Annotated in this window: 14 protein-coding genes; 4 read left to right on the forward strand and 10 right to left on the reverse strand. The window is 71.4% G+C overall.

Features of this window, described 5'->3' with window-relative positions:
• Nucleotides 1-5 precede the first annotated feature (5 nt).
• The 7 genes from hypF to EV385_RS27225 are packed head-to-tail and all read right to left on the reverse strand — an operon-like array spanning nucleotide 6 to nucleotide 7452.
• On the reverse strand, nucleotides 6-2345 hold the full coding sequence (gene hypF, locus EV385_RS27195) for a carbamoyltransferase HypF (protein ID WP_207229973.1): 2340 nt from the start codon (nucleotides 2343-2345) through the stop codon (nucleotides 6-8).
• A gap of 9 nt (nucleotides 2346-2354) precedes the next feature.
• Nucleotides 2355-2828, reverse strand: a complete 474-nt coding sequence (locus EV385_RS27200) for a hydrogenase maturation protease (protein WP_130512023.1) — start codon at nucleotides 2826-2828, stop codon at nucleotides 2355-2357.
• Nucleotides 2829-2833: 5 nt separating this feature from the next.
• A complete protein-coding gene (locus tag EV385_RS27205; protein WP_130512024.1) occupies nucleotides 2834-4132 on the reverse strand; it encodes a Ni/Fe hydrogenase subunit alpha in 1299 nt (432 codons plus the stop codon).
• Nucleotides 4129-4953 (reverse strand): NADH-quinone oxidoreductase subunit B family protein, encoded by an 825-nt coding sequence (locus EV385_RS27210; protein ID WP_130512025.1) that lies wholly within the window; start codon nucleotides 4951-4953, stop codon nucleotides 4129-4131. The genes EV385_RS27205 and EV385_RS27210 overlap by 4 nt, the downstream gene beginning before the upstream one ends.
• The gene (locus tag EV385_RS27215) at nucleotides 4953-5801 is read right to left on the reverse strand and encodes an FAD/NAD(P)-binding protein (protein WP_130512026.1); all 849 of its coding nucleotides are present in this window, start codon (nucleotides 5799-5801) and stop codon (nucleotides 4953-4955) included. The genes EV385_RS27210 and EV385_RS27215 overlap by 1 nt, the downstream gene beginning before the upstream one ends.
• The gene (locus EV385_RS27220) at nucleotides 5798-6283 is read right to left on the reverse strand and encodes a cyclic nucleotide-binding domain-containing protein (RefSeq protein ID WP_130512027.1); all 486 of its coding nucleotides are present in this window, start codon (nucleotides 6281-6283) and stop codon (nucleotides 5798-5800) included. The genes EV385_RS27215 and EV385_RS27220 overlap by 4 nt, the downstream gene beginning before the upstream one ends.
• A complete protein-coding gene (locus tag EV385_RS27225) occupies nucleotides 6280-7452 on the reverse strand; it encodes a 4Fe-4S dicluster domain-containing protein (protein WP_130512028.1) in 1173 nt (390 codons plus the stop codon). The genes EV385_RS27220 and EV385_RS27225 overlap by 4 nt, the downstream gene beginning before the upstream one ends.
• 440 nt (nucleotides 7453-7892) lie before the next feature.
• Here EV385_RS27225 and EV385_RS27230 point away from each other — a divergent pair, with 440 nt between their 5' ends.
• Both EV385_RS27230 and EV385_RS27235 read left to right on the forward strand, forming a co-directional pair.
• Nucleotides 7893-8585 (forward strand): CBS domain-containing protein, encoded by a 693-nt coding sequence (locus tag EV385_RS27230; RefSeq protein WP_242625097.1) that lies wholly within the window; start codon nucleotides 7893-7895, stop codon nucleotides 8583-8585.
• 270 nt (nucleotides 8586-8855) lie between these two features.
• A complete protein-coding gene (locus EV385_RS27235) occupies nucleotides 8856-9857 on the forward strand; it encodes an Acg family FMN-binding oxidoreductase (RefSeq protein WP_165449626.1) in 1002 nt (333 codons plus the stop codon).
• A 221-nt stretch (nucleotides 9858-10078) separates the two neighbouring features.
• On the opposite strand, the gene EV385_RS27240 is transcribed toward EV385_RS27235, so the two are convergent.
• The 3 genes from EV385_RS27240 to EV385_RS27250 all read right to left on the reverse strand — a co-directional run bounded on the left by EV385_RS27240 (nucleotide 10079) and on the right by EV385_RS27250 (nucleotide 13456).
• Entirely contained in the window at nucleotides 10079-11293 is a 1215-nt protein-coding gene (locus EV385_RS27240; protein ID WP_130512029.1) for an NAD(P)/FAD-dependent oxidoreductase, read from the reverse strand.
• Nucleotides 11294-11676: 383 nt separating this feature from the next.
• On the reverse strand, nucleotides 11677-12045 hold the full coding sequence (locus tag EV385_RS27245) for a rhodanese-like domain-containing protein (protein WP_130512030.1): 369 nt from the start codon (nucleotides 12043-12045) through the stop codon (nucleotides 11677-11679).
• 25 nt (nucleotides 12046-12070) lie between these two features.
• A complete protein-coding gene (locus EV385_RS27250) occupies nucleotides 12071-13456 on the reverse strand; it encodes an MBL fold metallo-hydrolase (protein ID WP_130512031.1) in 1386 nt (461 codons plus the stop codon).
• A 234-nt stretch (nucleotides 13457-13690) separates the two neighbouring features.
• Here EV385_RS27250 and trxA point away from each other — a divergent pair, with 234 nt between their 5' ends.
• Both trxA and EV385_RS27260 read left to right on the forward strand, forming a co-directional pair.
• A complete protein-coding gene (gene trxA / locus EV385_RS27255) occupies nucleotides 13691-14065 on the forward strand; it encodes a thioredoxin (RefSeq protein WP_130512032.1) in 375 nt (124 codons plus the stop codon).
• A 61-nt stretch (nucleotides 14066-14126) separates the two neighbouring features.
• Nucleotides 14127-14711 carry a rhodanese-like domain-containing protein gene (locus EV385_RS27260; protein WP_130512033.1) on the forward strand — a complete coding sequence of 195 codons (585 nt, stop codon included), beginning with the start codon at nucleotides 14127-14129 and terminating at the stop codon, nucleotides 14709-14711.
• Nucleotides 14712-14795 lie beyond the last annotated feature (84 nt).

A 14795-nucleotide genomic window follows, 5' to 3' on the forward strand; every position in this document is an offset into this window, starting at 1 on the left:
GCCGATCAGCCTCCCTCGTCGCAGGTTGCGGCCGCCACCACGGCCTGGCCGTAACTGATCCCGCCGTCGTTGGCGGGCACGTCATGGTTGAGGTGGCCGGTCAGCCCGGCCGTGCCCAGCTCGGTCAGCAGCCGGGAGGCCAGGATGCGGTTCTGCATGCACCCGCCGGACAGGCACACCGCCGTCACCCCGGTCTGTTCGGCGGCGCGGACGCACAGCGCGACGGTCACCGCGACGATCGTGGCGTGGAACCCGGCCGCCAGCTCGCTCGGGGGCGTCCCGGCGCGGGCGCGTTCCAGCGCAGCGGTGAGCGTGCCGCTCCAGTCGTAAACCCACAGGCCGTCCACCTCGGTCAGCCGCCACGGCAGCGGTTCGGTGCCGCCGGATGCTGCTGCGGCAGCCTCCAGCAACACCGCCGCCTCGCCTTCGTAGTCCGCGTCGTCGCAGATGCCGAGCAGGCTGGACATCGCGTCGAACAGCCGGCCCGCGCTGGAGGTGTGCGGGCTGTTGACCCCGCGCGCCACCATCCGCGCGATGGTGTCACGTTCGGCGGACGGCATCCGGCCGAGGAAACCGGCCGCCGGCCCGGCGGGCACGGCGAACTCGCCGCCGAGCAGGTAACCCAGCGCCATGCGGGCCGGGCGGCGCACGGCCGCCTCCCCGCCCGGCAGCGGGGCGGTGCCGAAACGGCCCAACCGGCGGAACCCGGTGTACGAGGCCAGCAACAGTTCACCGCCCCACAGCGTGCCGTCCGCGCCGAGACCGAGCCCGTCATAGGCGACGCCCAGGAACGGGCCGCGCACGCCGTTCTCGGCGGCACACGACACCACGTGCGCGTGATGGTGCTGGACCGGCACCCGGCGCAGGCCGGGCGGCTGTCCGGCCGCGTACCGGGTGGACAGGTATCCCGGGTGCAGGTCGTGGGCGAGCACGTCGGGCGTGAACCGGTGCAGCCGGGTCAGTTGCCCGAGGGTGGCGTGGAACGCGGCCAGGGCGTCGGCGTCGTCGAGGCTGCCGCCGTGCGGGCCGACCAGCGCCCGGTCGGCGCGGGCCAGCGTAAACGTGTGCTTGAGCTGGGCACCGACCGCCAGAATTGACCTGTCGGTCGCGACGGGCAGCGGTAGCGGGTCCGGTGCGTAGCCGCGGGCGCGGCGCACCGTGAAGCGCCGCCCGCCGATGACGCGGACCACGGAGTCGTCGTAGCGCGCGCGGATCGGCCGATCGTGGAGCAGGAACCCGTCCGCCACCGGCGCGAGGCGGGCCGTCGCGTCGGTGTCGTCGATGGCGATCGGTTCGTCGGAGAGATTGCCGCTGGTCACCACGAGCGGCCGGGCCAGTGCCCGCAGCAGCAGGTGGTGCAGCGGGGTGCCGGGCAGGAAGAGTCCGACCCGGTCGGTGCCGGGGTGCACGCCGGACGCCAGCGCCGTCGGGGCGCCCGGATGGGTCGCCAGGAGCACGATCGGGCGGGCCGGGCCGGTGAGCAACCGCAGCTCGGCAGGGGAGATGCGCGCGAGAACCCCGGCGGCGGCGGTGTCGACGACCATGACGGCGAACGGCTTGCGGAGCCTCCGTTTGCGCGTGCGCAACCGGTGCACCGCGGCGGTGTCGGTCGCGTCGCAGACCAGTTGGTATCCGCCCAGCCCTTTGACGGCGACGGTTCCCCCGGCGGCGATCGTGGCTACCGCGGCGGCCAGCGCCTCCTCGCTGGTCGCGCCCGGGTCGCTCGCTTCCCCGGCCGGTCGCCAGGACAGGCGGGGCCCGCAGGCGGGGCAGGCGACCGGCTCGGCGTGGAACCTGCGGTCGGTCGGGTCGGCGTATTCGGCGGCGCACGCCGCGCACAGCGCGAACCCGGCCATCGCCGTGCGGGCCCGGTCGTACGGCAGCGCGTCGACGATGGTCGCGCGGGGGCCGCAGGCGGTGCAGTTCACGAACGGGTACCGGTAGCGCCGGTCGGCCGGGTCGAACAGCTCGCGTATGCAGTCGTCGCAGGTGGCAAGGTCGACGGGAAGGCCCGCGAAGCCCGGCCGTGTGGTGGCTGCGCTCGTGCTGAGGGCCACGGTGAACCCGGCCCCGAGGGCGCCTGCGTCTCCGCCGCGCGTGACGGTCACGTGCGCCACGACCGCGTGCTGTGGCGGCTGCTCCCGCAGGGCACGAACCAGGGCCGCGAGGGTGTCGGCCGGTCCCGCGACCTCGACCACCACGTCCCCGTCGACGTTGCGGACGGTCCCGTCGAGCCCGAGCCCGCTCGCCAGCCGGTGCACGAAGGGCCGGAACCCGACGCCCTGCACCGTGCCCCGGACCCGGATCGACCAGACTTCCCGGGCCGGTGCTTCCCGTGGCGTCACGGCCATCGCTCAGCCCACCAGCTCGCGGACCCGGGCGACGACGGGGTCCACCTCCGCGGCCACCTCCGGGCTGAGCCCGGCGCCGAAGCCGAACTCGATCGCCCCCACGGCCAGCACCACCAGACGCCGCGGTAGCCGCCCGAGGGCCCGGCCGAGTTCGACCGTGCTGCCCAGGCTGACCCCGTGGGAACTCGCGGAGCGGGCGTCGGCGAGCTCGGCGACCTCGTCGAGGACCAGTTCGTACCGGTGGCCGCCATGGTCGTTGCCGTCGCGGACCGCGTCGACGACCACGGCGAGGTCGGTGCCGGTCCACAGGTCCAGCAGCCGCGTCGGTTCCCCGTCACACGCCCGCAGCTCCACCGCGGCCAGTGCCGGGTCGGACTGCCGCAGGACCTCCAACCGGGCCACCACGGCCGGGCCGAATCCGTCGTCGCGGCGGTACTGGTTGCCGACCCCGATCACCACGCAGCGCTGTCCGTCCACGCGGGTCAGCCCCGGTCGATCGTCAGGTCGAGGAAGTGGGTGGAGCAGGAGATGCACGGGTCGTAGTTGCGGATCGCCTGCTCACACTCCGCGGTCAGCCGCTCGTCGTCGAAGTCCAGCCGGGCCGCGACGAAGCGGCGCAGGTCGTCCTCGATGCTGGCCTGGTTCTGCGAGGTGGGCGGCACGATCCGGGCCGTCGTGATCAGCCCCTCGGCGTCCAGACCGTAGCGGTGGAACAGGATCCCGCGCGGTGCCTCCGTCGCGCCGAAACCGACCCCGGCCCGGGGCGGCACGTCCACGGCGGGCCGGGCCGGCGGCTCGTACGCGTCGATCAGCCGCAACGCCTCCTCGACCGCGTACACCACCTCGACGGCACGGACCAGGATGCTGCGGTACGGGTTGCGGCACTGTTCGCCCAGCCCGGCCGCGTCGGCGGCCTCGCGGGCCAGCGGCGACAGCCACCGCCGGTTGAGCGTGTACCGGGCGGCCGGGCCGACCAGATACCGGCCGCGGTCGGCCAGCCGGGCGTGCAGCGCGGTGGAGTGCGGCACCTGCTCCTCAATGACGTGCTGCTCGAAGTCGCCTGGCCCGAAGGTCAGGCCGCCCGTGGTGGCCACCGTGCCACCCTCGATGGCGTACCGGCCGTCGGTGGTCAACGCCAGCATCTCGTGGTCGTGGTGGAAGTCCGGGAACTCGAACCCGGCCGCCCATTGCACGGTGTCCAGGGCCTGATCGAGCGCCACCCGCAGCGTCCGGGCCAGCGCGGCCAGCTCGCTGGGGGCGGGGGCGCGGTAGAAGCCGCCGACCCGTACGTTGATCGGGTGGATGGCCCGGCCGCCCAGCAGCTCGACGATCGCGTTGCCGGCCTTCTTCAACGCCAGACCGCGCTCGACCAGGTCCCGGCGGTCCTTCGCCAGCTCCAGCGCGCTCGGGTAGCCCAGGAAATCCGGCGCGTGCAGCAGGTAGATGTGCAGGGTATGGCTCTCGATCCACTCCCCGCAGTAGAGCAACCGCCGCAGGTCCGCGATCGGCCCGTCCACCCGCACCCCGCACGCGTCCTCGATCGCCGCGCACGCGCTCATCTGGTACGCCACCGGGCAGATCCCGCAGATCCGGGCGGTGATGTCCGGCGGCTCGGTGTACCGGCGCCCCCGCAGGAACGCCTCGAAGAACCGCGGCGGCTCGTAGATCTCCAACCGGACGTCCTCGACGGCGCCCCCGCGGACCCGTACGTGCATGGCGCCCTCACCCTCGACCCGGGCCAGCGCCCGTACGTCGAGGGTCCGATCCGACCGGTGAGTCATCGACGCTCCGTTTCCACCTCTCCGGGACCCGCCGCCGGGGGAGGGCCGACGGTGACCCGGGACAACTCGACAAATGCTGGGGCGGCCGCGTTGAAGGTGCGGTAGGCCCGGACGATGTCGGCCTCCGACATGCCGGTCGCCCGCAGCAGCCCGGCCTCGGCGGCGGCGTTGGGGGACTCCATCGGTCCGAAACAGCCGTAGCAGCCACGCTGGTGGGCCGGACACAACGCCCCGCAACCCGCATGGGTGACCGGGCCGAGACACGGCGTCCCGTGCGCCACCACCACACACACGGCATGGCGCTGCTTGCATTCGAAGCACACGCTGTGCGCAGGGATGTTTGGCTTGCGGCCTACCAGCAGCGCGGTGATGACCTCCAGCAGCTGGCGGCGGTCGATGGGGCAGCCGTGCAGCTCGTAGTCGACGTCGACGTGTGCGGCGATCGGGGTGGAGGTGGCCAGCGTGGACACGTACCGCGGCTGGGCGTAGACCACCGAGGTGAACTCGTCGACGTCGGCGAAGTTGCGCAACGCCTGCACCCCGCCGGCGGTGGCGCACGCGCCGATGGTCACCAGCGTCCGGGACATCTGCCGGACCCGCTGGATGCGTTCCGCGTCCTCCGGCGTGGTGATCGATCCCTCGACCAGGGACACGTCGTAGGGGCCGGGCAGCACCGCGCGGCTCGCCTCCAGGAAATGCGCGATGCGCACCCGCCCCGCCACGGCCAGCAGCTCGTCCTCGCAGTCGAGCAGGGTCAGCTGGCAGCCGTCGCACGAGGCGAACTTCCACACCGCCAGGGTCGGCAGTCCGTCGTCGTCCATCACAGCTCCCGTACGCTCAGCAGCGGTTCCGCCCCGGCCCAGTCGACGACCGGCCCGTCGCGGCACAGCAGCAACGGCCCGAGCTGGCAGTGCCCGCACCAGCCGGCGCCGCACCGCATGGTGCGTTCGAGCGACACCCTGATCCGGTCGGCCGGGACGCCGCGGGTGAGAAGCCCCTGTGCGGTGAACCGCATCATCACCTCCGGGCCGCAGATGAACGCGACCGTCCGCGCCGGGTCGAACGCCGCGCGGGCCAGCAACGACGTCACCACACCGACGTGCCCGCTCCAGTCGCCGTCCGGCCGGTCGACGGTGACCTCGACGTCGATGCCCGCGTCGGCCCACGAGCGCAGCTCCGCTCCGTAGAGCAGGTCGGCCGGGGTGCGGACGCCGACGAGCACGCTCACCCGCCCGTACCGGGCCCGGTCGGCGAGCGCGGCCAGCACGACCGGCCGCAGCGGGGCGAGGCCGATGCCCCCGGCGACGATCACCACGTCCGCGCCGGTGGCGTCCCGCAGGTTCCACCCGGTGCCGTATGGCCCGCGGACCCCCACCGTGCCGCCCGGCGCCGTGCCGGTCAGCGCCCGGGTGACCGCGCCGACCGCGCGGATGGTGTGCACCAGGCGGTCGCCGCTCGCTCCGCCGCCGCTCAGTGAGATGGGCACTTCACCGATCCCGTACGCGGTCAGCATCGCGAACTGTCCGGCCGCGAACGGTGGGAGCGGGCCGGAGTCGCGTGCCAGCTCCACCGTCACGGTGTCGTAGGTGTCCACCCGCCGCGACACCACCCGGTACGGCAGCGGCAGCGCGGCCGTGGTCGCGACGGACGTGGCGGCTGGCGCGGTCACGACGGCACCTCGGTCGAGGGCCGGCCGGCCTGCGCTGGGGTCGCGTACAGGTCCAGCACCCGCAGCCGGGTCGCCATCAGCCGCTCGATGATGACCGGCGTGAAGCAGCGCAGGATCGCGTACCCGAACGCGGGGTCGTCCGCGCAACGATCCCGGACAGCGGCGGCGTCGAACACGACCGTCGTCGTGTCCTCGCGGGCCACCGCGCCGAAGTGCCACCGGTAGGGCGGGTGCAGCCAGGACCAGCCCAGGACGGTGTCTGCGGACAGTGTCTCGATGACCTGTTCGCCCCGGCCGGGCACCCGCATGTCGAGAGCGACGCTACCGGAGCCGATGAGCCAGAACCGGTCGGCGTCCCCGCCCTCGGCGAAGAGCCGTTCACCAGCTCGGTACGACTCCGGCGTGCCGTAGGCGGCCAGCTGCGCGCGCTGGGCGTCGCTGAGCTCGGCAAAGACGGTGTGGGCAGCAATCGGGTCGCTCATGTCCGGTCCTCTCGGTCGGGGGTCTCCGGCGAGGGGAAGGCTTCCTGCAGGGAGAACAGGGCGGCCGCCTCCTGGGTGATGTCGATGCCGGTCGGGCACCACGCGATGCAGCGGCCGCAGCCGACGCACCCGGAGGAGCCGAACTGCTCATGCCAGGTGCCCAGTTTGTGGCTGATCCACTGCCGGTAGCGGGACTGGCCGCTGGTGCGCACGCTGCCGCCGTGCAGGTAGGTGAAGTCGAGGTCGTAGCAGGAGTCCCAGCGACGCCACCGCTCCGCGTGCTCGCCGGTCAGATCGGTGACGTCCTCCGTAGTGGTGCAGAAGCACGTCGGGCAGACCATGGTGCAGTTGCCGCAGGTCAGGCAGCGCGAGGCGACGTCGTCCCAGTGCGGCGACTCCCGGCTCGCGGCCAGCATCTCCGGCAGGCCCTCCGTGCGTAGCTCGCGGCCCATCCGGGTGGCGGCCGCGGCGACGGCGCCCTCGGCCTTTCGGACGGTCGCGTCGTCGGCGACGTGACCGGGTACGGCGCCCAGTACCTCCGCCCCGACTGGGGTAGCGGCCCGCACCAGGAACCGGTGCCCCGCGTCATCAACGAGCTCGGTGAGGGCGAGATCGAAACCGGATTCGGCATGCGGGCCCGTGCCCATGGAGGTGCAGAAGCAGGTGGCGCCCGGCTCCGTACACTCCACGGCGATGATCAGGTTGCCGTCGCGGCGACCGGCGTAGATCGGATCGACGTGCCGGCCACCGGTCAGTACCCGGTCCAGCACGCCGATGGCGGCCAGGTCGCAGGGGCGGACGCCGAGCAGCGCGTACCGTTGCGGCTCTTCCGGTTCGGTGACCACTGTCCCGGTGGACCGGTCGGCCGACCACATCCGGGCCCGGGCCGGGTGCAGCACCTTCTTCCACGATTGTGGACCGGCCGAGTGGGCGAAGGCGGCATTGTCGTCGCGGGGGCGCAGCCGGTAACGGCCCGCCTCGCTGTCGACGCCCCAGCCGTGTGGCAGATCCGCGGCGGACGTGAGCTCGTCGAGCACGATCGCGCCGTCACGGACCGTCGGGCCGACCACCGTATAGCCGCGGCCGTGCAGCGCGTCGAACAGGTCCTGCAGCGCGAGCGCATCGATAACCGTTGGCGGCTCGTGCCGGGCGTCGCTTCCTGGCTGCATGTCACACCCCTTGACATCTCGAGGCCGTGCGGGGTCCGGCCCAGCCTATGCCGGTACGGCGGTGTCCCTGGTTCCATTCCTACCGAGATTGGCGGGTCGGGTGACATTCCGTGGCCTGCCGACTCCCACGGGATTGCGGCCCGTCGGCCCGTGGGGCATCCACAACGGATGACCTGTGTCCACGCGGCAATGACTGGCACCAGTGTGCGGAGGTCAGGATCAGTGGCCACGCCTAAGGATCATCGCCCGGTGAACGTGCGGACATGGACCGATGTCACGACTCCGAGGGACCTTCGGCTCAGGCGCCCTTCACCCCCGGGGGTCTGCGGTCGAGGTGGAATCCCTGCCGGGACGGTAGGCCCGCCCGGCAAGGACGCTCGACTCTGCCGGCCCGCGTGCGGTGGACCGTAGCGTGACGGCCGACGGCTGAGGAGGGTCGCATGCTGAAGAACCTGACCGTGGACGACGTGATGACGACGAAGGTCATCTCTGTGCCACCGGATGCTCCGTATCGCACCGTGGTCGACACCCTCATCGCACACCGGGTCAGCGCCGTGCCCGTCGTGGACGACTTCCTCCGCGTTCTCGGTGTGGTTTCGGAAGCAGACCTGCTCAACAAGATCGAATACGCCGGTGACGAGCCGCGCCTGTTCGAGAGCCGCAAGCGCCGGCGCCAACGGGGCAAGAGTCAAGCTGCCACGGCGCGCGATCTCATGACCGCGCCGGCCATCGAGGCGATCAGCGGCGTCACCACCATCGCGGCCGCGGCTCGCCGAATGAACGAGCACGATGTCAAGCGCCTGCCGGTCGTCGACGACCTGGGCAGGCTGGTCGGCATCGTGTCGCGCGGTGACCTCCTCAAGGTTCATCTGCGCCCGGACGACGACATCCGCGTCGACGTCGAGAACGACGTTCTCGGGGTCTTCCTCGCGGAGGAGTCGACCGGTGTGGGCGTGACGGTGAGTGGCGGCGTCGTCACCGTCACGGGCGCCGTCGAGCGGTGGTCCACGCGCGACATCGTGGAACGGCACATCCGGCGGATTCCCGGTGTCGTGGACGTCGTCAGCCAACTGACCTACGAGTTCGACGATCGGACGATGGCCGGACCCGGCCTGGGCTTCGGTATCAGCTGACCCGCATCGAACAGCGCACCCTGCGCGACCGGCGCCTTCCTCAATTCAGCGGGCCCTTCGGCCCCGGAGGTGACCTGGAACCTGGCAGCGGGCCTGACGCAGGCCCGCAAGGCCGGGACGGCAGTCCGACGGTGCCACCGGGCACTCCGACGCTCTCGGAGCGAATCATTGGTCCCGCTCCGGCGGGGCCTTTCGCCTCGTGCCTGAGGAATGGCTGATGATTCACAGTGAGGGTAAGGCGCCGGCACTGGAAGTAGGTGTGCTACCACCATGACGATCCGCACCAGCTCGACGGCTGCGGTGCTCGCACGGGCCGCGGCGATGGCGGGCTACGCACCGTCGGTGCACAACACGCAGCCCTGGCGGTGGACGATCCGGCCGGACCGGATGGAGCTGACCGCCGTGCGGAGCCGGCAGCTTCCGGCGATCGATCCGGACGGCCGGCTGCTGATGATCAGCTGCGGAGCCGCGCTGCACCACGCCCGGACGGCGCTGACCGCAGCCGGCTGGGACTACACCGTCGACCGGCTCCCGGTCCCGGATCAGCCCGATCTTCTGGCGGTGCTCACGCCGACCGTGCACCGGGAGCCCGACGCCGCCGCGGCGCGGCTGGTGCAGACCGTGGAGCTGCGGCACACCGATCGGCGCCCGGTCAGCGACACCCAACTCCCGGAAGCCACGCTGACGCAGGTCGTGGCGGCGGCCGAGGCGGAGGGCATCGCGTGTGGCCTGCTCACCGGCGAGCACGTCTTCGACCTGGCCGCAGCCGCTTCGCGGGCCGACGCTGTGGAGAAGGCAGACCCTGAGATTCAGGACGAGCTTACGTACTGGATCGGACGCCACGACAGGCTGGGCATTCCCCCGGGCACGCTGACCGGTGAACAGCCGGCAACGACGGTGCCGGTGCGCGACTTCGGGCAGCCCGGGGCGCTGCCGTCCGGTCCTGGGCATGACCGGGCGGCGCGGTATGCGGTGCTGTTCGGCGCCTCGGACGAGCCGTCGTGCTGGCTGCGGGCGGGAGAGGCGCTGTCCGCGGCCTGGCTGACGGCGACCCGGCTCGGCGCCTCGGTGCTTCCACTCAGCGCGGTGATCGAGGTACCGGTGACCCGCACGGCTCTGCGCCGCGCCATCGACGACCTGGGCTGGCCATTTCTCGTGCTCCGGATCGGCATCGCGGACCCGGACCACCCCGGCGCGGCACATCCCCCACGGCTACCCATCGCTCAGATTGTCGACCTGGAAGAGGTACGTCACCTGCTGGGCCGCGACTGACTGAGTGCGGCATACATCCGCCACTCCCTTCGGGCGCTACCGCAACCCGTCGCAGAAGGGGACCGGTTCTGTGGCCGGCGCCATTCGGACGGCTTACACGCCCTCTGGGTGAGCGCGGGGCAGAACCGGCGTGTGTTGCCGGTGACGGAGGCGGGGGCGCGTTCCGCCCCCGCTCCGTCGGGAGGGTCGAGACCCTCGATGCCCGGCGGGCGCGGGGCAGCTCAGGGCAGAGTTACATAGCCGTGGCGTGCCTTCCAGAGGAAGTACTTCTCGAAGCCGAGCTTCATCAGATGTGCCTGCGGGCCAGGGATGAGCACGCCGTGCTTGCGGGGCGGCAGCATCTTGTCCGCGAGAATGATGACGCCGTTGTTGCCAGCGTCCATGACACAGACGGCCTTGATGTCGCCGAACGCCTTGGTATGCGCAGGCTCGGCGCCGCGGATCTGCGCGACGATGTTGGCGGCCGCAGTGTGCGCCATGACCTCGGTGGGGAAGCCGGTCTTCGGGATCCCCACCGGGGTGGGGGTCTGCCATGGAACGTCGACCGCAGCAGCCACCCCGACGGCGTAGACGTCGTCGTACTTCCGACTCTGATACGTGTCGCGCACCGGAACGTACCCCTTGTCGTCGGAGAGTGTCCCGGTCCGGGCCACGACCTCCTGCCCGGCGAACGGCGGCACGATCATGGCGTACGAGAACGGGATCTCGGTGCCGTCACCCAGCACGACGGCGTCGGACGCCACGTGGTCGATCGGGCCACCGAGGTGGGCGTCGATGTTCTCCTTGCGTAGGAACATCTTCAACAACGACTCGCCATGCGGCAGGCCGCCGATCCCGAAGTGACCGAGGAACGGCTCGGCGGAGACGTAGGTGAGCTTCACCCGCTTCTTGATGCCTGCCTTGCGCAGCTGGTGACTGATGTTGAACAGGAATTCGTACGCGGCGCCGAAGCAGCCGGCGCCCTGGGTGGCCGCGACGACCACGGGTCCGGGATCGTGCAGGAACCGCTGCCACGCCTCGCCTGCCTTGATCGCGTCCGGCAGGGTGGTGATGGTGACGGCGTTGTCGGCAAGGCCGGGAACGACGTCGAGGCGGTTGCGGTACCCGGTGGCGATCACCAGGTAGTCGTAGCGGTGGGTCGTGCCTGCCGGGCCGCCGGCGGCGACGGTCACGGTCCGGCGGTCCGGGTCGATCGCGGTGGCCCCGGCGTGAATGAACTCGATTCCGTGCCCCTCGAAGGTCGGCGCCACCGGGAAACTGATGTCCTCCGGGCGGCGCTTGCCGAAGGGCAGCCAGATCAGGCTGGGGTTGAACAGGAACCGGTCACTGGTGGACACGACCGTGACGTCGACGTCGCCGTGCAGCTCGTGCTTGACGGCGAGCGCTGCGGTGAGCCCGCCGAAGTTCGAGCCGAGGACGAGAACCTTCTTGCGCATCGCACACCTTCCGAGGTCCAGCACCGTGGCGGCCGACCGGATCGACCCTGGTCGCCCCGGTCGTCGCCTATACCCCTGAGGGTATCCAGGTGGCCGGGTGGACGTAGGGGCAGGAAGTCCCGTCAACTCCGGCACCTTGGCCGGCTCGGCGCAACGATTCCGTGATTTCCGAACGCCCTGGCTCTTCAGCGGCCGAAGAGCCGGTGGATGAGACTGCGGCGGGGCGCCGGTTCGTCGCTGTTATGTCCGGGACAACGTTGGCCGCTGGGCACGGTTCGCATGATCTGGTCAACATGCTGGCCGCAGCCGGCCCAGGTGGTCTTCCCGCAGGTGCGGCAGGTTACTGATCGGCACATGGCAGTCTCCTTGGTGGGTTGCGGTGGTCAGGCGGTGGGGACGCCGGCGGACTTGAGCTGGTCGTATCCGCCGCCGTTGACGAGGTCGGTGAAGCCCAGGTCCCGCATGCTGGTGATGGCGGCTTCGGCACGGTGGCCGGAGCGGCAGTAGACGAGGTACTTTCCGGACCGGTCGAACCGGCCGACCTCCGACGCGAAGGCCGGCGACTGCACGTCGAGGTTGAGGGCGTTCCGCAGGTGGCCCCCGGCGAACTCGGCCGGGGTGCGTACGTCGATCAGCGTTCGTGCCGCGGCCTGGTCGACGATCGCCGGGGTGGTGTCGGAGCAGCCGGCCGTGGCGGCGAGCAGGCTCGCGCTCATGGCGAGGGTGGCGGCGACGCGTGGTCGTGGGTTCATCGTGGCTCCTGAGGGATGCGTGGGGTCAGGCTGTGGTGGGGTGGAGCATGGTGTGCCAGGCGTTGTAGCCGCCGATGAGGTCGGAGACGTCGGGGTGGTCGTGGGCGCGCAGCAGGCTGGCGGCGACCGAGGAGCGGTAGCCGCCGGCGCAGTGCACGACGACGGGCCGGTCGGCGGGGATGTCCTTGAGGCGGTGGGGTAGTTCGGCGAGCGGGATGTGCAAGGATCCGGCGATCGATCCGCCGTCGCGTTCGGCGGCGTTACGTACGTCGAGCACCACCGGCGGGCTGGGCTGCCGCAATGCCGCGTGTAGGTCGGGCACGGTGAGCCGGCTGGCCGGTACCACCTGGTCGGCCAGTTCGGTGAGGCTGGTTTCGGGGTCGGTGAGGTAGCCGGTGACGGTGTCGAAGCCGACGCGGGCCAGCCGCAGGACGGTCTCGGCGGCCTGCTCGGGTGCGGCGACGACCAGGAGTTGCCGCCCGGGTGCGATGACCGTGCCGGCGGTTTCGGCGAAGCGCCCGTCGGCCGGGACGTTGACCGAGCCGCGTATGTGTCCGGCCGCGAATTCCTGCGGGTCGCGGGCGTCGACGACGAGTGCGCCCGCGGCGCGGGCTGCGGTGAACTCTGCGGTGCTCAGGGCACGGGGTGCCGTGGCGGGGTCGAGCAGCGCGTGAGACTGGCGGTTGAGGGCGGCGTCGTAGGCGAAGTAGCCGGGCGCGGCGGGTTGGCCGCCGGTGACCAGGGTCAGGAACTGCTCGACGTCCATCGGAACGCAGGCGTAGTTGGTGCGGCGCTGTTCACCGATGGTGGACTGCCGCTCGGTGGACAGATTCTTGCCGCAGGCGGACCCGGCGCCGTGGGCGGGGAACACCCGCACCGCGTCGGGCAGGCCCATCAGCTTGCGTTGCACGCTGTCGTAGAGCATGCGGCCCAGTTCGTCGGCGGTGACACCGGCGGAGGCGAGTAGGTCGGGGCGGCCGACGTCGCCGATGAACAGGGCGTCGCCGGTGAGCACGCCGTAGGGCACGGTGTCGTGGGGGTGTTCGTAGACGAGCACGCTGATCGACTCCGGCGTGTGCCCCGGCGTTTCCATGATCTCCAGGGTGATCTCGCCGAGGCTGATGCGGTCGCCGTCGGCGAGTTTGCGGATGTCGTATTCGGTGTCGGCGCGTCGTCCGTAGCCGATCCAGGCGCCGGTGGCGGCGGCGACCTCCAGGTGCCCGGCGACGAAGTCGGCGTGGAAGTGGGTGTTGATCACCCCTTCGATGTGCAGCCCGTGCGCCTGGGCGTCGGCGAGGTACTCGGCGATGTCGCGGCGCGGGTCGACCAGTACGGCCCGTCCGGTGCTCTCGTCGGCGATCAGGTACGACGCCTGCGACAGGCAGTCGAGGTAGTACTGCGTGAACAACATGCCCTATCCCTTCAGAGTTCGGCGTTTCGGCTGCTCGGCCGGCGGAGCTGGTTCGTGACCGCCAACCTCAGTATCGGATACCCCCAGGGGTATATGAGTCAACGATAGCTGCCGCCGCTGCCATTGTCAGCGGAACCCCCGGGGGTATCGCTTGGCTCACATGACGTTCCCGAAACCATACCCCCCGGGGTATCGTGGCTTCGTCGACAACCCGACCAGCCTGTGGAGGCGATGATGGCAAGCCTGACCTTGACCAGGGACTCTTTCGAGCAGACGGTCACCGACAACCCGATCGTGCTGGTGGACTTCTGGGCTGGCTGGTGCGGGCCGTGCCGCAGCTTCGCGCCGGTCTTCGAACGTGCCAGCGAGCAGCACCCGGACATCGTGTTCGGCAAGGTCGACACCGAGGCCGAGCAGGCGCTGGCCGTGGCCGCGCGGATCACCTCGATCCCGACTCTGATGGTGTTCCGCGACGGCGTGCTGGTCTTCTCCCAGCCCGGGGCACTCCCGGCGGCCGCTCTCGAACAAGTGATCCGCGGCGTCCGCGACCTCGACATGACCGAGGTCCGGGCCGCCCTCGCCGAGCGCACCGCCGCCACGCCGGCCTGACCCCACCCCGCCATCCTCAGGGCACCCACACGCTTCCCCGACTCAGGAGAGTTCCGCCCCCATGAGCAACACCGGCAGCCCCACCACGCTCGACGTCGCCACCCTGAAAGAACTCGTCGCGGCCGATGACGCGCCCCGGCTGATCGACGTGCGCACCCCCGCGGAGTTCGAGACCGCGCACATCCCCGGCTCCTACAACGTGCCGCTGGACCTGCTGCGGGAACACCGCGACGAACTCCGGCACCACCTCGACGAGCAGGTCGTGCTGGTCTGCCGCTCCGGACAACGCGCCACCCAGGCCGAACAAGGGCTCAGCATCGCCGGACTGCCGAACCTGCGGGTCCTGCAAGGCGGCATCACCGCCTGGCAGGCGGCCGGCGCGCCGGTCACCACCGGTACTCCCCGCTGGGACCTGGAACGACAGGTCCGCCTCGTCGCCGGCGGCATCGTTCTTTCGGCCGTACTGGCTAGTGTCGCGTTCGAATCGGCCAAGTGGATCGCCGCGCTGATCGGCGGCGGGCTCGCCGTCGCCGCGCTCACTAACACCTGTGCCATGGGCATGCTCCTGGCCAGACTGCCCTACAACCGCGGTCCCCGGACCGACCTCGACCAGGTGGTCGCCGTCCTGAGCGAAGACCCGCGGTAGGCGCCGGTGTGCAACGACAACACCGCAGCGTGGTCGGCCCGCCCGGGCCGGCCACCGGTCGGCGACCCGCATCCCGGGGACCCG

The sequence above is a fragment of the Krasilnikovia cinnamomea genome, from assembly GCF_004217545.1.
Taxonomy (GTDB): Bacteria; Actinomycetota; Actinomycetes; order Mycobacteriales; family Micromonosporaceae; genus Actinoplanes; species Actinoplanes cinnamomeus.